This window comes from uncultured Veillonella sp. (genome assembly GCF_937981445.1).
Lineage (GTDB): Bacteria > Bacillota > Negativicutes > Veillonellales > Veillonellaceae > Veillonella_A.
In genome coordinates this window covers 1-20,620 of the sequence record NZ_CALJON010000051.1, presented here as the reverse complement: position 1 = coordinate 20,620, position 20,620 = coordinate 1, and the positions used below count along the sequence as shown (strand labels likewise).

Annotated in this window: 18 protein-coding genes and 1 pseudogene; 17 read left to right on the top strand and 2 right to left on the bottom strand. The window is 39.6% G+C overall.

Annotation, left to right across the window (positions count from 1 at the left end; genetic code table 11):
* Positions 1-39 precede the first annotated feature (39 nt).
* From glyQ to hslU, 12 genes are all read left to right on the top strand, one after another.
* Positions 40-915, top strand: a complete 876-nt coding sequence (glyQ, locus tag Q0376_RS07970; RefSeq protein WP_298706306.1) for a glycine--tRNA ligase subunit alpha — start codon at positions 40-42, stop codon at positions 913-915.
* A gap of 1 nt (position 916) precedes the next feature.
* On the top strand, positions 917-2,968 hold the full coding sequence (gene glyS / locus Q0376_RS07965) for a glycine--tRNA ligase subunit beta (protein ID WP_298706303.1): 2,052 nt from the start codon (positions 917-919) through the stop codon (positions 2,966-2,968).
* A gap of 177 nt (positions 2,969-3,145) precedes the next feature.
* Positions 3,146-3,487 (top strand): 50S ribosomal protein L19, encoded by a 342-nt coding sequence (gene rplS / locus Q0376_RS07960; protein WP_298706301.1) that lies wholly within the window; start codon positions 3,146-3,148, stop codon positions 3,485-3,487.
* Positions 3,488-3,807: 320 nt separating this feature from the next.
* Positions 3,808-4,791: a ribosome biogenesis GTPase YlqF gene (gene ylqF, locus Q0376_RS07955; RefSeq protein ID WP_298706299.1), complete on the top strand. Its 984-nt coding sequence runs from the start codon at positions 3,808-3,810 to the stop codon at positions 4,789-4,791.
* A 1-nt stretch (position 4,792) separates the two neighbouring features.
* Positions 4,793-5,593, top strand: coding sequence for a ribonuclease HII (locus Q0376_RS07950; RefSeq protein WP_298706296.1), 801 nt, complete (start codon positions 4,793-4,795; stop codon positions 5,591-5,593).
* A 289-nt stretch (positions 5,594-5,882) separates the two neighbouring features.
* A complete protein-coding gene (locus Q0376_RS07945) occupies positions 5,883-6,236 on the top strand; it encodes a YraN family protein (RefSeq protein ID WP_298706294.1) in 354 nt (117 codons plus the stop codon).
* A 33-nt stretch (positions 6,237-6,269) separates the two neighbouring features.
* Entirely contained in the window at positions 6,270-7,805 is a 1,536-nt protein-coding gene (locus Q0376_RS07940) for a YifB family Mg chelatase-like AAA ATPase (protein WP_298706292.1), read from the top strand.
* A gap of 261 nt (positions 7,806-8,066) precedes the next feature.
* Complete coding sequence (gene dprA / locus Q0376_RS07935) at positions 8,067-9,272, top strand: DNA-processing protein DprA (protein ID WP_298706290.1); 1,206 nt, start codon at positions 8,067-8,069, stop codon at positions 9,270-9,272.
* Positions 9,262-11,586, top strand: a complete 2,325-nt coding sequence (gene topA, locus Q0376_RS07930; protein WP_298706288.1) for a type I DNA topoisomerase — start codon at positions 9,262-9,264, stop codon at positions 11,584-11,586. Before dprA ends, topA begins: the two co-directional genes overlap by 11 nt.
* A gap of 124 nt (positions 11,587-11,710) precedes the next feature.
* A complete protein-coding gene (gene trmFO, locus Q0376_RS07925; RefSeq protein ID WP_298706285.1) occupies positions 11,711-13,027 on the top strand; it encodes a methylenetetrahydrofolate--tRNA-(uracil(54)-C(5))-methyltransferase (FADH(2)-oxidizing) TrmFO in 1,317 nt (438 codons plus the stop codon).
* Positions 13,024-13,563 carry an ATP-dependent protease subunit HslV gene (hslV, locus tag Q0376_RS07920; RefSeq protein WP_298706283.1) on the top strand — a complete coding sequence of 180 codons (540 nt, stop codon included), beginning with the start codon at positions 13,024-13,026 and terminating at the stop codon, positions 13,561-13,563. Before trmFO ends, hslV begins: the two co-directional genes overlap by 4 nt.
* Positions 13,563-14,975, top strand: a complete 1,413-nt coding sequence (gene hslU / locus Q0376_RS07915; protein WP_298706281.1) for an ATP-dependent protease ATPase subunit HslU — start codon at positions 13,563-13,565, stop codon at positions 14,973-14,975. Before hslV ends, hslU begins: the two co-directional genes overlap by 1 nt.
* 62 nt (positions 14,976-15,037) lie before the next feature.
* On the opposite strand, the gene Q0376_RS07910 is transcribed toward hslU, so the two are convergent.
* A complete protein-coding gene (locus Q0376_RS07910) occupies positions 15,038-15,895 on the bottom strand; it encodes a LysR family transcriptional regulator (protein WP_298706279.1) in 858 nt (285 codons plus the stop codon).
* Between the two features lie 305 nt (positions 15,896-16,200).
* Between Q0376_RS07910 and Q0376_RS07905 the strand changes: the two genes are divergently transcribed.
* The 3 genes from Q0376_RS07905 to Q0376_RS07895 all read left to right on the top strand — a co-directional run bounded on the left by Q0376_RS07905 (position 16,201) and on the right by Q0376_RS07895 (position 18,229).
* Entirely contained in the window at positions 16,201-16,884 is a 684-nt protein-coding gene (locus tag Q0376_RS07905) for a flavodoxin (RefSeq protein WP_298706276.1), read from the top strand.
* 86 nt (positions 16,885-16,970) lie between these two features.
* Positions 16,971-17,432, top strand: a complete 462-nt coding sequence (locus Q0376_RS07900) for a hypothetical protein (RefSeq protein WP_298706273.1) — start codon at positions 16,971-16,973, stop codon at positions 17,430-17,432.
* A gap of 245 nt (positions 17,433-17,677) precedes the next feature.
* Positions 17,678-18,229 (top strand): flavodoxin family protein, encoded by a 552-nt coding sequence (locus tag Q0376_RS07895; RefSeq protein ID WP_298706271.1) that lies wholly within the window; start codon positions 17,678-17,680, stop codon positions 18,227-18,229.
* A gap of 373 nt (positions 18,230-18,602) precedes the next feature.
* Here Q0376_RS07895 and lgt read toward each other — a convergent pair.
* A pseudogene (gene lgt, locus Q0376_RS07890) lies at positions 18,603-19,352 on the bottom strand (prolipoprotein diacylglyceryl transferase); the annotation flags it as partial.
* 122 nt (positions 19,353-19,474) lie between these two features.
* Between lgt and pheA the strand changes: the two are divergent.
* Positions 19,475-20,350: a prephenate dehydratase gene (gene pheA / locus Q0376_RS07885; RefSeq protein WP_298706266.1), complete on the top strand. Its 876-nt coding sequence runs from the start codon at positions 19,475-19,477 to the stop codon at positions 20,348-20,350.
* Between the two features lie 23 nt (positions 20,351-20,373).
* Positions 20,374-20,620, top strand: a 247-nt coding sequence (locus Q0376_RS07880; protein ID WP_298706263.1) for a hypothetical protein, incomplete at its 3' end; no start/stop codon positions are given.

Genomic DNA, 20,620 nt, shown 5'->3' with positions numbered 1-20,620 from the left:
TACAGTCCTAATAAGAATAAAGTTTTAGGAGGAACGGACATGACATTTCAAGAGATAATTTTAAATCTGCAAAAATTCTGGGCAGAACAAGGTTGTATCTTACAGCAACCATATGATATGGAAAAAGGGGCAGGGACTATGAATCCTGCTACATTCTTGCGCGCCATTGGACCTGAGCCATGGTCAGTATGCTATGTAGAGCCGTCTCGTCGCCCTGATGATGGTCGCTATGGTGACAATCCAAACCGTTTATATCAACATCATCAATTCCAAGTAATAATTAAGCCGTCTCCTGACAATATTCAAGAATTATACTTAAAAAGCTTAGAAACATTAGGTATTCACAGCGAAGATCATGATATTCGCTTCGTAGAAGACAACTGGGAATCTCCAACCCTTGGGGCTTGGGGACTTGGTTGGGAAGTGTGGCTAGACGGTATGGAAATCACTCAGTTCACCTATTTCCAACAAGTAGGTAGTATTGATGTAAAACCAGTATCTGTAGAGATTACATATGGCTTAGAACGTCTTGCCATGTACATTCAAGGTGTAGAAAATGTATATGATTTGAAATGGAATGACAATGTTACTTATGGCGACATTTGGCATTTAAATGAAGTAGAACAATCTGCTTATAGCTTTGAACTAGCTGATACAGATATGCTCTTTAAACTATTTGATATGTATGAAGCTGAAGCGAAGCGCATTTGCGAAGAAGGTTATATTTTACCAGCCTATGATTATGTATTAAAATGTTCCCATACCTTCAATTTACTTGATTCGCGCAGTGCCATCAGTATTAGTGAACGCACCGCCTTCATCGGTCGTGTTCGCGCCTTAGCACGTATTTGCGCACAAGCCTATTTGGACAAACGGGAAGCTTTAGGATTCCCACTTTTGAAAGGAGATAAATAACATGGCCAAAGATCTATTATTTGAAATCGGGGCGGAAGAGATTCCTGCGGGAGCCATGCCTGGTATTTTATCTCAATTAAAGTCCTTAACTGAAACAAAATTAAAAGAACATCATTTAGGCTATCAAGCTATTCGTACACTAGGTACGCCTCGTCGTATTATTTTGTTAGTTGATGGTGTAAATGATACTTCTGATACATTAAATGAACGGCATAAGGGGCCATCTGCAAAAATTGCCTTTGACGCTGATGGCAATGCGACTAAAGCAGCCCAAGGCTTTGCTCGTGGTAAAGGGATTGATGTAGCGGACCTCGTTGTAGAGGATGGCTATATTTATGCTAATACAACTACTGAAGGCGTGGATGCGATGGATATTTTTACAAAAATCTTGCCAGAGCTTATTCATGACCTCAGTTTCCCTAAATCCATGCATTGGGGTGATTTAGACGATAAATTTATCCGTCCAATTCGTTGGATTTTAGCATTACTAGATACAGCTTTAATTCCTGTGGAATTTGCTGGTGTACGCTCCTCCACATTTAGCCGTGGTCATCGCTTCCTTGGTAAACGTGGTGTGCTTGTGCAACATCCAGTAGATTATTTAACAGCATTAGAAGAAAACTTTGTTATCGTCGACCCTGAAAAACGTCGTCAGATGATCGTAGAACAATTAGAAGCCATCGCAGCAGAAAAGAAGGCTACTATTGTGTGGGATGAGGATTTACTTGATGAAGTAGTATATTTAGTAGAGTATCCAACCGCTCTTTGTGGCACATTTGATACTTCCTATTTAGAACTTCCTGATGCAGCCGTTATTACGCCAATGAAGGACCATCAACGATATTTCCCACTAACTGATGGAGAAGGTAAATTATTACCTATGTTTTTAACGGTTCGCAATGGTGATGCTAAGAGCATTGATGTAGTAGCAGCAGGGAATGAACGAGTTCTTCGTGCTCGCCTTGACGATGCTAAATTCTTCTTTAATGAAGATCGTAAGAAGTCTTTAGCCGAACGTACCGATGGCTTGACTAAGATTGTCTTCCAAGAAGGTCTTGGCAATTTAGCTAATAAAACAGATCGCTTGTTAGAGCTTGGTACTATGCTTGGCGATATGTGCGGTCTTGAAGAAGATGAAATGGCTGAATTAGAACGCGCTACTGTATTGGCTAAAACTGATTTGACAACTGGCATGGTAACTGAATTTACAGAACTCCAAGGGGTTATTGGTAAAGAGTATGCTTTGCTAGATGGTGAATCTGAAGAAGTAGCGGAGGCTATTTTCGAACAATATTTACCTCGTTTTGCTGGTGATATGTTGCCAACTACAGCGGCTGGCAAAGTCTTAAGTATTATTGATAAAGTGGACAATATTGTGGCTACCTTCAGCCGTGGTTTAATTCCAACCGGCTCTCAAGATCCATATGCTCTTCGTCGTCAAACGATTGGTGTATTAAATATCTTAAGTCAAAGTGGCTATAATGTAAGTTTAGAGCCTTTATGGCGCGCTAATTTATCTTTACTTGGTGTAGACGAATCTAAGCATGACGAAATTGTCGCACAATTAGCTCATTTCTTTGTACTTCGTTTGAAAAATATCTACTTAGATCATGAAGTGCCTCATGCAGTGATTGAACTTGTATTGTCTAAAGACTCTACTACAGTAGCTGCCGCAGATGGTCTTGTAAAAGCGGTGATGAATCATCGTGTAGATGAAAATGTAGAATTAGTACAAGCTTTTACACGTATGTATAATCTTGTAAAAGAAGTAACATATGAAGCAGTGGATGCTAAGCTCTTTGAAACTAAGGAAGAGCAAGCTCTTTATGATTTGGCCCTAGGTGCATATGAAGAATCTAAAGCGGCTTATGAAGCAGGAGATTTTGCTAAAGTCGTAGCCTTGCCAGAAACCTTAGTACCAGCTATTAATGCGTTCTTTGAAGCCGTAATGGTTATGGCTGATGATGAAGCCGTTAAAGCGAACCGCTTACAATTAGTACGCCTTGCTTATGAAGTTATGTACGCAATTGGTGATGTAAGCGCTTTAAAATAGTCGTATATTATTAAAATTTTTCGAAATACTTTGAAAAAGAATCAAAAACTCTTGACAAAGGCTAAAAAAGTCCTTGTCAAGAGTTTGTTTTATATGTTATGATTATTCTGTTAATTTGAGATAGTCCGCTGCCTATGAAGTATGGGTAAGAATGTCTACAATAAGGAGGAAATAAAAGTGAACATTATTAACGTAATTGAGCAAGAACAACTTCGTGCAGACATTCCTGCATTCCGCGCTGGTGACACCGTACGTGTACACGTAAAGGTTGTGGAAGGTTCCCGTGAACGTATTCAGGTTTTCGAAGGCCTAGTAATCAACCGTCAAGGTGGTAGCGTTCGTGAAACTTTCACTGTTCGTCGTATCGCTTCTGGCGTAGGCGTAGAACGTACTTTCCCAGTACATAGCCCACGTTTAGCTAAAATCGAAGTTATGCGTCGTGGTGTTGTTCGTCGTGCTAAATTGTACTACTTACGTAATCTCACTGGTAAAGCTGCGCGTATTCGCGAAAAACGCTAATCTTTCCAATAAAGGGCTGCCTTGGGCAGTCCTTTATTTTTTTGTCATTTTATTGAAATTACGGAAAGTAAACCCTTTAAAATTCACCTTATTAGTATGATTGACTCGCTCCATTAAGATTAGTTTGATTGAGGCAAATAAGCTTTTTAAAAGATGCCGGTTTAATTTTAAGGGCTTGAATGAAAATTTATATACCACTAATTTTAGACTTAATTATTTTAGTGTATAATAAATTTGAATGTGTATGGCGCAAAGTTAAATGATTATGCTAGATTAATAAATTTGTGTTACCTATATAGTATTAGAAGGAGGCGGCGATTATGGCAGATATGAAACAAGATATATTTCCTGTAGTGCACTGGTTCCCTGGTCATATGGCGAAGGCCACTAAAATGATTAAGGAATATGTAAAAAAAGTCGATGTAGTCATAGAACTATTAGATGCTCGTATTCCGCGCAGTAGTGCGAATCCGGTGATTAGTGAAGTAGTAGGGCAAAAGCCTCATATTGTAGTGCTTAATAAGGCTGATTTAGCGGATAAAAAGGCTACTAAGGAATGGACTGAATACTTTTCAAATCAAGGTGTTACTGTGCTCGCCATTGACTCTAAAACTGGCAAGGGGAATAAGCAATTAGTAAAGGCTGTAGAGCAATTGGCCCGTCCGATTATTGATAAATGGTTAAAGAAGGGCATTCGTAGCCGTTCTGTGCGCACGATTATTTTAGGGATTCCTAATGTGGGAAAATCCACATTAATTAATAAATTAGCTGGTGCAGCAGCTACTCGTACAGCAGATAAACCAGGCCATACAAGAGGTCAGCAATGGGTTAAAATTGGTAAGAATTTAGAGCTTTTAGATACACCAGGCGTATTGTGGCCAAAATTAGAAGACCAAAGAGCGGCAGCTAGACTAGCTATGACTGGGGCTATTTCTGATGATGTATATGATTTAGAATCCGTCATGAAACAATTACTTCGTCAAATTAAGGACGCAGACCCACAAATTTTACAAACTCGTTATAAGCTTAGTGAAGCTGAACTTGAATCTACGGATACTTTATTAGAGTCTATTGGTCGACGCCGAGGCTGTTTAGTTAGTGGCGGTGTTGTAGACTTTGAAAAAGCACGCCGCATTGTATTAACTGACTATCGCAATGCAAAATTAGGATTTTTGACTTTAGATGGCGTTCATGAAGAACCATTAGACGCTTCCGCTGAAGAGACCGCAAGCAAAGATCCTTCACCTGAGGAGACAGGCCGCCAAGCTGTTTCAGCGGATGCTGCATCAGTAGTAGAGGAGTAATATGACACAAGAGGAATTTCACAAACTTAAAGTGGCTCAAATTAAAGAACTATTAGCGGGATCCGTGGCTTTTGATTATATTATGTGGGCGCAAGAAGACAGTCGGTCATCAGTAAAAAAATTAGCTCAATCATATATTTTAAAACAAAAGAAACAGCTCTTAGAAAAGCAACGTCTTGACGCTCTTTATATGTATGAAGAGAGTTTCTATGAAGAAGACTTGTACCATGTAGCCGGTGTTGATGAAGTGGGCCGCGGTCCTATTGCAGGACCGGTTACTGTAGCAGCAGTTATTTTGCCGCCCAATTTGTTTTTAGCAGGTCTTAATGATTCTAAAAAGCTCTCATCCCATAAGCGAGATCTTTTATATGATGAAATAATGGCGAAGGCTATTGCGGTGAGTTGTATTTCCTATGGCCCAGAGGTGATTGATGAGCTCAATATTTATGAGGCAACGCGTCAAGCCATGTATGAAGCCATTAATACTTTAAAGGTAAAGGCTGAAGCGGTACTCGTTGATGCTATGCCATTGCCGGATTTGACGGTGCCTGTTGAATCGTTAGTCAAAGGGGACTCAAAGAGTGCGTCAATTGCAGCCGCCTCCATTATTGCCAAAGTTATACGGGACCGCTATATGGAGTCTTTAGAGGACGAATATCCAGGTTATGGTTTTCCAGAGCATAAAGGATATTATACAGAAGTTCATAAGGCAGCGTTAGAAAATCAAGGAATTACGCCTTTACACAGACAATCATTTGAACCCATTCGGACAATGGTTGGATTTCAACCTAAGAAAAAATAAAATAATCTAAAATGAATAAGCACTGCATGAGATATATTTGTCTCATGCAGTGTTTTTTTATTTTGGGCAAAAATGATTGATAGAATAGTATAAATATAATTTTATAAGTATAAAAAAACTCATATTCTTTACTAATAGACCGAACAAGTAAGATAAAAATGTCAAGTTATGTTGTGATAAAAGTATCGTTCTGTAGGGATGTATACAGTTGTGCATATATTTACAACTTTAATATTTATTGTTAATTTAAAGTAGTAAGAGGTGAGTTATGCATATAAATATACAAACAATGAATCATATAGAACTAGGGGCTTATGGGGAAGAGCAAAGTCGGCACTACTTAATTAACCAAGGATACCATATTTTAGGGCAGAATATTAGAACGCCTTTAGGTGAGTTAGATATATTGGCACAAAAGGATAGCATATTGGTTGTGGTAGAAGTTAAAACACGTCGTACCCGCTTATATGGTTTGCCTTGTGAAGCGGTGTCCTGGCATAAACAACAACATATAAAAGGGGCCTTGCAGTGGTATTTGCAGTATGCGTCATTAAACTTTACCAGCATACGATTTGATGTTATGGAGGTTTACATACAGGCCGATAAAGTGCGTTTGCGCCATTTACAAGGCTGTTTTGAATAGTGTTTCGGACTAAAGGTATAAGGAGGTAAGACTATGTATGCCAAGACATATGGCATGGTCATTGTAGGAATTGAAGGCATTTTAGTGCAAGTGGAAGTAGATATTGCTAGAGGTCTGCCTGCTTTTGAAATTGTAGGCCTACCTACCGCAGCTGTGCGAGAGGCGAAAGAACGGGTACGGGCAGCTATTCGTAATGCGGGCTATGAGTTTCCCATGCAGCGCATCGTCGTCAATTTAGCACCAGCCGATATAAGAAAGGATGGGTCAGGTTTAGACTTAGCCATTGCTATGGGGATTATCTTAGCGTCTACTTCATGGTCTAGCGAGGGAACATCAAAGCGGGTTTTAATGGAAAAGACTGTATTTGTAGGTGAATTATCCTTAGAAGGAAAAATTAAAGCCGTTCGTGGTGGTTTGGCCATGGCTTTAAAGGCAAGAGATCTTAATATGATGCAAATGGCTACAGCCACTGAATTAGGAGAGGAAATGCTGTGCGGCTTTGGTAAACAGGTATTAGTCAGTTCGTCTTTGCAAGATTTAGTTTCTATGCTAATGAGCCAAAAAGAACCTAGATTTGCCAAACAAAGACTTATAAAGGGGGCTACAGATGATGTAAGTGAAGATTTTTCTTCCGTTCAAGGTCAAACTATGGCTAAAAAAGCCTTAGAAATTGCCGCAGCTGGCGGTCATCATGTGCTTTTAACAGGTTCTCCAGGGGCCGGTAAGACTATGCTAGCACGGTGCATGCCAAGTATTTTGCCACCTCTTAGTGAACAAGAGCAATTAGAAATTAGTCAAATCTATAGTGTGGCTGGCCTATTGCCTAGGTCAGGATTAATTACACAACGCCCCTTTCGCAATCCTCATCACACTGTCACATTAGGGGGCATGACTGGTGGCGGTAGCATTCCGAAACCAGGGGAACTAACCTTGAGTCATGGTGGCGTATTATTTTTAGATGAAGCACCAGAATTTAGTCGTTCCGTACTAGAAGTATTGCGGCAACCCTTGGAAGAAGGACTCATTCATCTCAATCGAGTACGTGGTAGTTATACATATCCAAGCCGTTTTATTTTACTTATGGCCATGAATCCCTGCCCTTGTGGCTGGCATGAAGGTGGGGAGGGCCATATTTGTACTTGTACTAAATGGCAAATAGAGAACTATACAAAGCGCTTATCTGGGCCACTCATGGATCGATTGGATATGACTGTGCAGGTTACTAGGCCTTCCTATGAGGAGTTGGTGGCAGAGCATAAAGGGGAAACATCACAATGTATTAGACAGCGTGTGATGGAGGCAAGAGCGCGCCAAGAATTTCGTTTTAAGCAATGGGGCTATAGTAAGTGTCAGTTAAATAGTGAGTTAAGCCATAAGCAATTAGTAGAGTCTTGCCAGTTAACGAACAATGGCGCACGATTGTTGGAGCAAGTGTTTAGAGAATTACATATTAGCGTTCGTAGTTATGACCGTATTTTGCGAGTCGGTCGAACCATTAGTGATCTAAAAGGAAAGGACGAAGTGGACTCCATAGAGTTAGCCGAAGCATTGACTTATAGAACGAATTAGGCTAGAAACGCTAGAGTCATAGGAATTATGATTCATTTGAGCGTTTGCGATGCCCTATGTATACGATATATGAGTTATATAAGTTATGTGAGATATATAAAATATAAAGTGAGATATATAAAATATAAAGAATATATAGAATATGCAGAGCATGTAGCATATGAAGAATATATGGATTATGTAGAATATATAAGTCATATAAGACTGTTAACCCTATAGAAAGAATGGAGTATATAGTTGTATAGTGTATAGGAGATAGATATGGCAAATCAAAAGGTAATGACGAATGGACTCAATGAACAGGACATACAGCAAGAAGAGTTAATTTATTGGGCTGCTTTAGGAAGTATGCCAGGTGTAGGAGCTGTAACTTGCAGACAATTAATTACGCATTTTGGTTCACCTAAAAGTGCGTGGCATGCATTGCAGAGCGAGGCCCTTAACTGGACTGATGTACCCATTACCAAGCGAAGTCGAACAGCTTTAAAAAATAGTATAGGCCATATAAGTCTTAAAAAGATTGAAGACCAACTAATGCGCTGGCACATAGGGGTCATTCCTTTTACCAGTTCTTTATATCCAAAGCAATTAAATGAGATTTTTAATCCGCCCGCTGTTTTATTTTATCGAGGAAATGCTAGGCTTTTAGAGCGCAAGTATATGGTAGCTATGGTGGGGGCCAGAGACTGCTCTCATTATGGTCGGAATGTAGCGAATGTATTAGGTGCTCAATTAGGTCGTGCCGGAGTCGTTGTGGTAAGCGGTGGTGCACGGGGGATTGATTCCTATGCTCATGAAGGGGCTTTGTCTGGTGGCGGAGAAACCATTGCCGTGATGGGCTGTGGATTAGAGCAAGCCTACCCTAAAAGTAATGGTCCTTTATTTAGACGTATTGAAGAATCTGGTGGTGTATTGCTTTCTGAATATGGTCCTGGCATTATGCCCATGGGGTACCATTTTCCGATGCGAAACCGCATCATCACTGGACTTGTTAAGGCCGTTATTGTTGTAGAAGCTAAAAAGCGCAGTGGTGCGTTAATTACGGCGGACTATGCAATTAATGAAGGGCGCGATGTGTTGGCAGTACCAGGGGATATTTTATCAGATAATTTTGCCGGCAATCATTGGCTTATTTCAGAAGGCGCTGCACTCATAACAAAAGTGGACGATGTATTTTCTCATTGCGGTTGGTCCTATGAAAAGCAGGCATCTACAAGGGCCTTAAAAAAAGATAGTAGCCATAATGGCAGTGGTATGATAAGCTTTACTATGGAAGAGCATAAGATTTTAGAGGCTTTGAATCACTCGGACGAAACCTCATTAGAATCGTTAGCATTGAGTACAAATCTTCCAGAAGGGGCGCTTCATCTCAGTTTACTAAATTTAGAAATGAAGCGATGTATAGCACGAACTCCAACTAAGGGGTATATTATCTTAGAACTTGGGAGGAATCAGTTTGTCCATTAAACGATCCATTGTTATTGGTGAAAAAGATAAAACAAATACAAAAAAAGAAGAACGCCGTGTAGAGGGGAAGGTGGCACTACCTAGTAAATCTGGAGATAAACCGGTAATGCAAGTAGTTGGCGAAAGTTTGAATACGACCCCACGCTCTTATAACCCAGACGGGAAAACCTTAGTTATAGTGGAATCTCCAGCTAAATCTAAGACCATTGAAAAGTTTTTAGGCCCTGACTATGTAGTAAAAGCGAGTATGGGGCATTTACGGGATTTACCAAAAAGCCAATTAGGCATTGATGTAGAAAATGGCTTTATTCCTAAATACTCTAATTTGACTACACGTAAAAAATTAATCCAAGAATTGCAAGATGAAGCAGATAAATCAAAAGCTATTTTGCTGGCTACTGACCCAGACCGCGAAGGGGAAGCCATTTCTTGGCATTTAGCGTATATTTTAAATGTAGATGGCGGTTCAAAATGTCGTATTACATTTAACGAAATTACAAAACATGCTGTGGCAGAAGCTATTAATAGTCCGCGCACCATTGACCAAGACATGGTTGATGCGCAACAAGCACGCCGTATGCTAGACCGATTGGTGGGCTACAAATTGAGTCCTTTGCTTTGGAAAAAAGTGTGTAAAGGCTTAAGTGCAGGCCGTGTTCAATCTGTGGCGGTGCGTTTAATTTGTGAACGTGAGCGAGAGATAGAAGCTTTTATTCCAGAAGAATATTGGACTATTTCGGGTCAATATAAAACAGCTAATAAAGAAGCTTTTGTAGCAGAATTAACACATAAGGATGATAAAAAAATTGCCATTGCTAATGAAGAAGAAGCAAGGGCTATTGAAGCTGAATTAAAAGGTGAAAATGCGCAAGTTATGAGTGTTGATAAGCGCAAACGATCACGTCGTGCACCAGCACCTTTTACGACGTCTACCTTGCAACAAGAAGGGGTTCGTAAATTAGGCTTTGGAGCTAAACGGACTATGATGATTGCTCAGCATTTATACGAAGGCCTTGAAATTGGTGGCTATGGTCATGTAGGTCTTATTACATACATGCGTACTGACTCCACTCGTATTGCTGCAGAAATGCAAAGTGCAGCCAAAGATTATATTGTTCATACGTATGGACCTGACTATTATCCTAAGAAGCCCAATGTATATGGTACTAAGGAAAGTAGTCAAGATGCGCATGAGGCGATTCGTCCTACATCATTAGAATTACCGCCTAATATGGTAGCGCAATTTTTAAGTCGTGATGAATTAAAGTTATATACATTAATTTGGAATCGCTTTATGGCTAGCCAAATGGCGCCGCAACAATCAGAAATTGTAACGGCTCAATTAAAAAGCGGAGATTATACATTAAGAGCATCAGGTAGTAAGGTTATTTTTAAAGGCTTTACGGAAGTTTACGAAGATAATAAAAAGGATGATGAAGTACGTCTTATTCCTACTATGGAAGAAGGCGAATCGGTGTCAAATGAAACAATTGATCCAGAGCAACATTTTACGCAACCACCAGCTAGATATTCGGAGGCAAGTTTAATTAAAACTTTGGAAGAGCGTGGCATAGGTCGTCCTAGTACGTATGCGCCAATCATTGATACCATTATTTCACGCAATTATGTAGAGCGCCAAGATAAACAATTTGTGCCTACTGAATTGGGCTTTGTAGTAGTAGACTTTTTAATTGCTCATTTTGAAAAAATTATTAATGTAGATTTTACAGCTCACTTAGAAGAAGATTTAGACTATATTGCCAATGGCAAGGAAAGCTATCGCGATGTATTAAACTCCTTTTACTCCGTTTTCTCTGAAGAATTAGAAGAAGCGAATGAAGTAGATAAGGTTAAAATTGCTGATACGAAGAGCGATGAAATTTGTGACCTTTGTGGTAGTCCTATGGTCTATAAATTTGGCCGCTTTGGCCGTTTTTTAGCATGTTCTAATTTCCCAGAGTGTAAAAATACGAAGCCTATTACTGTGAGTACGGGGATTACATGTCCTAAATGTGGTGAAGGGACTATTGTAGAGCGTAAGTCTAAGCGGGGTCGCATCTTCTATGGCTGTGATAAATACCCAGCTTGTGATTTTACTCTTTGGAATAAACCGATTAATGAGTTTTGTTCTACTTGTGGTAGCATCATGACGGAAAAGACTTATAAAAATGGAACAACTAAGAAATTCTGCTCCAATGAGACTTGTCCAACACTGCCTAAAAAACGGACACGCAAGAAAAAGGCTACAGCAGAAGTTACAGAGAGTGCTGAAGTTAAAACTGATAGCAGCACTGTAGAGGCTGAAAATAAATAGGGTCTTTAATGGCTAAAAGTAAATAGATATAATACAGTCGTAGATATTAATACGCAATGTAATGGCTGAAAGTAAATAGCGTATATTATAAATTGTAAGTATAAATGATTGAAGGAGATAGATTTTGAGTATTAAACCAATTACCATTATTGGAGCCGGTCTTGCTGGCTCTGAAGCGGCTTGGCAATTAGTAAAGCGTGGTATTCCTGTACGCTTATATGAAATGCGTCCGGTAAAACAATCACCGGCTCATCATACCGAGCAATTTGCTGAACTCGTATGCAGTAATTCGCTACGCGCTGGCAACATTGAAAATGCTGTGGGCCTTTTAAAAGAAGAAATGCGCCAATTAGATTCGCTCATTATGCGCTGTGCTGATGCTACAGCGGTACCAGCAGGTGGTGCCTTAGCGGTGGATCGCCATTTATTTAGTCAAATGGTGACTGATACATTAATGAACCATCCATTAGTAGAAGTGGTGCGCGAAGAAGTGACTGAAATTCCTAAGGAGGGCACAGTTATTATTGCGGCGGGCCCACTTATGTCAGAGGCCTTATCAGAGGATGTAAAGAAACTCACAAGTACAGGGGATTTTTATTTCTATGATGCGGCAGCGCCTATTGTAACGGCCGAATCCTTAAATTACGATAAAGTATTTGCTGCATCTCGTTATGATAAGGGCGATGCCGATTATTTGAACTGTCCAATGACTGAAGAAGAATACAAGGCCTTTTGGGATGCCTTGACTACCGCTGATGTGGTTAAACCAAAAGAGTTTGAAAAAGAAATGTATTTTGAAGGTTGTATGCCTGTAGAGATCATGGCTTCCCGTGGTATTGATACATTGCGCTTTGGACCTTTAAAGCCAGTGGGGCTTGTAGATAAACGCACTGGCACGGAATCCTATGCGGTGGTGCAACTTCGGAAAGAAAATAAAGAAGCCACCATGTTCAATTTAGTGGGATTCCAGACACATTTAAAATGGGGCGAACAAAAACGTGTATTCTCTATGATTCCAGGTCTTGAAAATGCTGAATTTGTTCGTTATGGTGTAATGCATCGCAATACATATATTAATTCCCCTACATTATTAAATGAACGATTCCAATTAAAGGCAGACCAGCGTCTGTATTTTGCAGGTCAAATGACTGGCGTAGAAGGCTATTTAGAATCGGCCGCATCAGGTCTAATGGCAGGCTTACAAGTATTCCAGCAAATCAGCGAAAAGGAACCAATTCATTTTCCTAAAACCACTGCAATGGGTGGCTTGAGTCAATATATTAGTGCCTATGAAGGTAGTGATTTTCAACCTATGAATATCAATTTTGGTATAATGGAACCATGGCCAACGAAAGTGCGTAAGAAAAAAGAAAAAAATGCTCTCATTGCTCAGCGTGCATTAGAAGAGTTGGCTAAAGTTAAGGAGGACTATTCACTATGAAAACAGAATTTCATGCCACCACCATATGTGCCGTAAAACGGGATGGCAAAATTGCCATCGCTGGTGACGGTCAAGTGACTATGGGACAGAGTGTTGTTATGAAAAATACAGCGCAAAAAGTGCGCCGTTTATATAATGGTAAAGTAATTTCCGGTTTTGCTGGATCAGTAGCCGATGCCTTTACTTTATTTGATAAGTTTGAGGCAAAACTAAATCAATACAATGGTCAACTCGTGCGCAGCGCTGTTGAGCTTGCTAAAGAATGGCGCAGTGATAAAATGCTCCGCAATTTAGAAGCCTTGCTCTTAGTAGCTGATGGAGAAACTATTTTACTTGTATCTGGCAATGGCGAAGTTATTGAACCAGATGATGGCATTTGCGCTATTGGCTCTGGTGGTAACTATGCTTTGGCTGCGGCTCGTGCCTTAGCTGCTAATACAGAGCTTTCCGCCCGCGATGTGGCTGAAAAAGCATTACATATTGCAGCAGATATTTGTGTATATACCAATCATAATGTAATTGTGGAGGAAATTTAATGGAAGTCAATAATTTTACGCCACGACAGATTGTGGCTGAATTAGATAAGTATGTGATAGGGCAAAAAGAGGCTAAAAAGATGATTGCCATTGCCCTTCGTAATCGTTGGCGTGCTAAGCAGTTGCCAGAAGATGTGCGCGAAGAATATATTCCTAAAAATATTCTTCTCATTGGCCCTACTGGGGTAGGTAAAACTGAATTGGCTCGCCGCATGGCTAAATTGGTGCGTGCTCCTTTTGTAAAAGTAGAAGCCACTAAGTTTACTGAAGTGGGCTATGTGGGCCGCGATGTGGACCAGATGATCCGCGATCTTGTGGAAAATGCAGTGCGCATGGTCAAAGAAGAGATGATGGAATCTCAAGAAGCAAAGGCTGAAGAATTAGCAAATCAGCGGTTATTGCAGATTTTATGGCCTAAAAAAGAAAAAGAAACTAAGAAAATGACCAATCCTTTAGAAATGTTGTTTAGCGCACCTGCTGAAGATGAGGAACATAAAGAGGAAGAGGCTAAAAAAGAAGAAGAAAGCGCTGACATGTCTGAAAAACGGGCACAATTCTATGAACGCTTAAAACATGGTCTCATGGATAGCCGTGAAATTGAAATCGAAGTGGAAGAACAAGCCAAAGCCTTTGCCATGCCGCTTACTGGGAGTCCAGATAATATGGGCACCGACATTACCGACATGCTAGGGTCCATTTTACCTAAGAAGAAAAAGAAACGCCATACAACAGTAGGGCAAGCGCGCAAGATTTTCATTCAAGAAGAAGGGCAAAAATTGCTCGACATGGATGCTGTAAATGATCGCGCTATTGAACTAGCTGAACAAGAAGGCATTGTGTTTATCGATGAATTTGATAAAATTGCTGGCAATAATGGTCGCAGTGGCCCTGATGTATCTCGTGAAGGGGTGCAGCGCGATATTTTACCAATCGTTGAAGGGGCGACAGTGAATACAAAATATGGTCCTATTAAAACAGAGCATATTTTATTTATTGCAGCCGGTGCATTCCACGTTTCTAAGCCATCTGATTTAATTCCAGAACTTCAAGGACGTTTCCCAATTCGTGTTGAACTTGATAGTTTGACTCAGGCGGACTTCAAAGAAATCTTGACTACGCCACAACAAGCATTGCTCAAACAATACCATATGCTTCTTAAAGCCGATAATGTAAACATTCATTTTAAAGAATCAGCCATTGATAAAATGGCAGAACTAGCATATCGAGTAAACAATGAAACGGAAGATATTGGTGCTCGTCGCTTACATACAATTTTAGAAAAATTATTACAAGACATTTCCTTTAATGCACCACCTAATGAACCAGTGGATGTAGAAATTACAGCTGAAATGGTAGAAGAACGATTAGGTACCATCGTTAAAGATGTGGACTTGTCAAATTATATCTTGTAATAAAAAATCCCACAGAGCTTAAGCTTTGTGGGATTTCTTTATATGGATTTCATTATATGTAATTATACGGGCTTACTAAGTAATTCATGGATAAAATGACGATTCTTCTTTAGGGAATTCACATAAAATGAAATAGCGGCGCCTGGCATGTGGATAGGAATGTCCATACGGTTTTCCACGGGCTCCATGTGCTGATGTGTCATATTAGTAGTAAAGCTTGGTAAATTGGATACTTTGATTAGTTCGTTAAAGGCATCGGTAGAGATTTGCTCTATAAACTTAGTATTCTTTAGGGATTCTACAAAGTCAGTCCAAATACCTAATTGGTTTTTTGCCCGTAAAAGCATAGTGAGTCCATCTAAATCTTCCGTAGTTATAGATGTTTTTTCACTTAAGGCATGGTCCTTTGGTATAGATAAATACAGCTGTTCTGTAAAAAATTCTTCGGAAATAATGGACGGATTGAGTATGTCTAAATTCACTGCTTCCGTGGTGATGATGATTTGATAGATCTCGTTTAACAAGCCTTTAGTTAATTCTTCGTGGCTCGCTAATTGGCAGTTTATTTGCTGTTCGTACTGTTTTTCTTTGAGTCGAGCCTCTACTTCCATAATAGGGCCTGGCGCGATGGCACCAACAAAGAGTGTAGATTGTTTTAATGAAAAATGATGTATATTCGATTCGAACTCATGACTATGACGCAATAATTGGCGTGCTTGAGATACAGCATAATAGCCGGTTTCTGTTAGGGTCATTTTATTTTTAGCGCGAATAAATAACTGTACGCCCAATTCATCTTCTAATCGCTGCATACTTCGAGTTAATGCTGGCTGTGAAATGAGCAGTTTTTCTGCTGCATTAGATAAAGTTCCATAGTCATTAAAGGCTACTAATTGCTCCAATAAACGAAGATCAATCATAGATGCTCCTCCATAATACAGAATAGATTGTTTCATACGTAGGGAAATATTTCACTATTCACTTTGATTATAGCACAGTAAAATCTTTATTTTGCATTATTTCATGAAACTAGCTATTGACTTGAAGTTGACTCAAAGTATTAAGCTAAAGATAGATTCTACATGAGACGGTAGAAGCCATAGGTTATAGAGCTATAGCATTATAAAATTATAGCCCTATGAAGTCATAGCAGTATAGCCTTATAGAGTCATAGGGTTATGGACTATGTGCTATGGTGTACAAAACGAGAAAGCGAGGGTATTTTATGAATATTAAAAAGATTTTGGGGCTCTTGGTCATTGTGGCAGTGGCTATAGGATTATTTTCCTATAACTATGTGGTAGGCCAAAAGGACAGTACTAAAATTACGACCATGAGTACTAATTCGGAAAGAGGGGGTAAGGAAGCGCAAAATTTAATTGGCACAAATAAAAAGGCATTGGTTGTATATTTTTCTAGTACCAAGGGGTTATATGGTGGAGATAAACCTGCCATAGGATATACACACTCTGTGGCCAATTATATTATAGAAGCTACTGGTGCGGATGAATATGAAATTGTACCAGCTAAAGAATATCCAGATAATCATCAACAAACTGTTGATATAGCAAAGGCTGAACAGGCGAATAATGAGCGACCAGCTATAAAAAATCCATTCCCTGATGTAAGTAAATATGATGTTGTATTTGTAGGTTCGCCTATATGGTGGTATGAATATCCTATGGTAGTGCGCACGTTCTTGGATCAAGTCGACTTAAATGGTAAGGTAGTGATTCCGTTTACTACGCATGAAGGGTCTGGCATGGGCAATACGAAAGAGCAACTAGAAAAACAGTACCCTAATGCTACTGTATTGGATGGCATCGCTATTCGTGGACGTGAGGCAACATCTGAGGATTCAAAAATAAAAGTAATAAATTGGCTTAAACAAATTGGGATTGCGAAATGAAATTACAAATAAAAATAACTAGTATAACTGCTCTTATAATTGTTCTATTATCATTGCCACTTATCTTTTTACTGCAAAGAGATATTGTGGATACAAAGATTAATATAGTTAGCTATAGCCTAGCTTTAATTGCCTATGTGAGTTGGCTTTGGGCTATATTGTTAACGAGCCGTTGGCCGTGGTTATTGCGCCAGATGCAGGTCTTAGGACCTGGCAGTGTGATACAAAGTCATAAAGTAGTAGGGCCTATCAGTATAGTTTTAGCATTGGTTCATTATATAATGTCTTTTTCAATGCATGAAAAGATTGTGTATACAGGTATAGGTGGCGGTATTGTGATTAGTATAGCTATTTTAGCTATGTGGCAGCTTAAACCTTCTACTATGAGACGGTGGCTCCATCGAGGCGCCATTTTGGGGGTCATTCTTATTTTGGCTCATGTACACCTAAGCAATCGCATAGCCGTGATAACACCATTTATGATGCTCTTTGATGCGTATACTGTAGCTGTTGTAGGCTTGTATATGTGGAAACGGTATTTAAAGTAGCTTGTGGATTGAGTGTACAGGCATAGCAGAGTTTGGCGGAGGCTATGACTTATATGGTGCGGAGATTTAAAGTGAATACAATAGGGGCTATACTGCATATAAGCGTAAAATTATGAATGTACAGTTTTAATTATAAAGTTATACGTGTAAAATTATATGTATAAAGTTATGAATATAAAATTATGAATATAAAATTATGAATGTAAATTTATGAGCATAAATTATATATTAGGGAGGTCATAGGTATGGCAAAGCAAATTTTAATTTTAAATGGCACGTCTAGAAAGAAAGGAAATACGGCAGCGTTAACCGCATCATTTCGCAAAGGGGCCGAAGAAAAGGGGCATAAGGTTCAGGAGATTTTTGTAGATGATTTAACAATTAATAGCTGTGTTGGCTGCAATCAATGTACTAAGCGAGGCGCAGAGCCTAATCCATGTATTCAAAAAGACGATATGATTAAAGTGTATGAAGGATTTAACGGAGCGGACATAATTGTCTTAGCTAGTCCCATTTATTACTGGGCCATTACAGGGGCCTTAAAAACAGTAGTTGATCGTACATATGCTTTGAGTCATTCAAATGGTGGAATTATGCCTAAGAAAGATGTGGCCTTTATTGCAGCGGCGGCAAGCGATGAGTTTGATGAAGTGGTAACTTGGTATAATGTAGTAACAAATTATTTACAATGGAATCGCCGTGGCATGGTTCTTTGTGATGATGTAGTCAATGTGGGGGACGCACAGGCAAGAGAGGATAAGTTAAAGGAGGCCTATGAATTAGGCATTTCTTTATAAATAGCAAGAGTATAAGTGGTATAGAGAACAAGTAAAATAAAATTGCTATAAAGAATAAAGTATAAAGAATAAAGTATAGAGTATAAAGAAAAAGTATAGAGTATAAAGAAAAAATAGTATACATTAAAAAGGTTGCCATTGCTTAATAGCAATGGCAACCTTTTCTTATAAGACATTACTTTCGTCGTTTAGATGACTTCGATGTTATTTTGTTAGTGTTGTTAGCCCCAGTTGGCTTATTAGATGTTGTCGATGAAGCTGTTGTTGAAGCTGTTGCACTATGCTTCGAGCGTCCAGTAAAACCGTTTTTAGCAGCTTCTTCGGCGGCTTCATGAGAGGCTATTAAATATTCGTCATAAGACCCTTTAATCTGCAAATATATAAAGAGAACGATGCCTATGGCTATGACAATTAGACTCGTCATTTGTGCAGATTTTAATCCCATGGTGAGATCGACATAATCACCGCGTAAGAATTCGAGACCAAAGCGAGCGGCAGAATATAAAATGGCATAGAGTACAAAGACTTGTCCTTTTTTGTGGCGTTTCGTGCTGAAGAGAAGAAGAAATACAAAGATTAAAATATCAATTTGGCCTTCCCAAATTTCAGCGGGCCATAAAGGCTGGGCCCCATAAGTTCGATAGGCTAAGGTAGTTTCAGGATATAAAATACCAAAATTACCGCCCGTAGGATGACCAAAGGCGTCGCCATTCATCAGATTGGCCATACGTCCTACAGATTGACCTAAAATAAGCGCTGGTGCAAAAATATCGGCAAAAGCAAGACTATCGATGCCATGCTTTCTAGTGTACCAAAAACCGGCGATTGTGCCGAGCACAACACCGCCTTGAATGGCCATGCCACCTTGCCAAACAAAGGGGATTTCTAATAAATGATTGTGATAATAGGCCCAGTCAAAAAAGAATACATCCCAAAGACGTGCACCGATAATGCCGGCAATGCCTACGAGAATAGAAAAATCTACAATATGTACATGCCAGCCGCGACCATCGCGCTTAAACAGATAATAGGCTACGATAGCCGCACTAATAATCCCTAAGGATAGGAGCAAGCCATAAGCACGAACGGGAAAATCACCGATAAAGAATAAATATTGATGCATAAATACCTCCTCAATTGTGTATAGCTATATTATATAGGAGGAAGCCTTGGTATGACAATGAAAATGCCGTATGTTATAATTAAAAAGTTAAGTACTTGAGAGAAGAATTTAAGGGAGCGACTATGATACAACGAATTGCCTTTTTAGGGCCTAAGGGGACTTTTACAGAAGAAGCATTGCAGCGCTATGGAGAGCATGAACAGTGGCAAATTGATGCTGTACCTGCTCATACTATAGAGGAAGCCATTGAACTAACGATGCGTGATGAAACAGATTATGCCTTTGTGCCAGTTGAAAATTCCTTAGGTGGTACGGTGCTGACCACGATGGATTATTTGACAGAGCATCGCCATATTGAAATTTGTGGAGACATTGCTATGCCTATTCGCCATTATGTGTGGGGCCTTCCTGGTGCTAAGCTGGGTGAAATTACCACCTTATATTCTCATCCGCAAGCGATTCGGCAATGCAAGCCATTTATTATGAAACAGGTACCACATGCTCATATTATATATACGGGCTCTACGGCTGAAGGCGGTGAAGTAGTAGCACAGCAGAAGGATATAAGCAAGGCTGCTATTGGCGGTAAAGCATTAGGTACTACCTATGGCCTTAAGGCAATGAGCGGGGAGGCACAAGAAAATTCATATAATTTAACACGCTTTATTTTAGTTCGTCATAATGAGCGGATTAAAGACCAGTTACGTAGTATGGATACAGGTGCCGTCAATGGCGGTAAATTATCTTTATTATGTGAATTAGATGGTCTTCGCCCTGGGTCCCTATGGGAAGGTCTGGGCATATTTGCGAAGCGACAGATTAATCTTGTAAAAATAGAATCTAGACCTACCAAAGGTCGATTGGGGGAATATAAATTCTTCTTTGATCTACAAATTGAGAGCAATGGTGAAGCCGTACGAGATGCCTTAACAGAACTTTACAAGGTGGCAACAGATGTACAGCTTTTTGGACTGTATCACACCATTGTAATTGAATAATAGAAAGGAATTCATAGTAGTTTATGAATAAGATAAGTAAATCATTAATACTAGCGGCGCTAGTGGCTACCATTCCTACATGGGGACAGGGGGCTCATATTGAGGTAACTAAAGAAGACAGCCCTATCTCTAAAGTAGAGGTAGTGAAGATAACAAAAGAACAAGACTCTGTTACATCTGCTTATGGAGTTAATGACAAAGCTGTAAGTACAGCAAATGTCAAGGCTGCGAAGAACGATAAAGGGCAAGTAGTTGCCACAGAGAAGGGTT

Coding starts and splice junctions, on each gene's coding strand:
- Q0376_RS07910 (WP_298706279.1), bottom strand. CDS start 15,895: ATGATTGATCTTCGTTTATTGGAGCAATTAGTAGCCTTTAATGACTAT.
- Q0376_RS07905 (WP_298706276.1), top strand. CDS start 16,201: ATGAATATTAAAAAGATTTTGGGGCTCTTGGTCATTGTGGCAGTGGCT.
- dprA (WP_298706290.1), top strand. CDS start 8,067: ATGGCAAATCAAAAGGTAATGACGAATGGACTCAATGAACAGGACATA.
- Q0376_RS07895 (WP_298706271.1), top strand. CDS start 17,678: ATGGCAAAGCAAATTTTAATTTTAAATGGCACGTCTAGAAAGAAAGGA.
- Q0376_RS07950 (WP_298706296.1), top strand. CDS start 4,793: ATGACACAAGAGGAATTTCACAAACTTAAAGTGGCTCAAATTAAAGAA.
- Q0376_RS07940 (WP_298706292.1), top strand. CDS start 6,270: ATGTATGCCAAGACATATGGCATGGTCATTGTAGGAATTGAAGGCATT.
- glyQ (WP_298706306.1), top strand. CDS start 40: ATGACATTTCAAGAGATAATTTTAAATCTGCAAAAATTCTGGGCAGAA.
- pheA (WP_298706266.1), top strand. CDS start 19,475: ATGATACAACGAATTGCCTTTTTAGGGCCTAAGGGGACTTTTACAGAA.
- ylqF (WP_298706299.1), top strand. CDS start 3,808: ATGGCAGATATGAAACAAGATATATTTCCTGTAGTGCACTGGTTCCCT.
- Q0376_RS07945 (WP_298706294.1), top strand. CDS start 5,883: ATGAATCATATAGAACTAGGGGCTTATGGGGAAGAGCAAAGTCGGCAC.
- hslV (WP_298706283.1), top strand. CDS start 13,024: ATGAAAACAGAATTTCATGCCACCACCATATGTGCCGTAAAACGGGAT.
- glyS (WP_298706303.1), top strand. CDS start 917: ATGGCCAAAGATCTATTATTTGAAATCGGGGCGGAAGAGATTCCTGCG.
- hslU (WP_298706281.1), top strand. CDS start 13,563: ATGGAAGTCAATAATTTTACGCCACGACAGATTGTGGCTGAATTAGAT.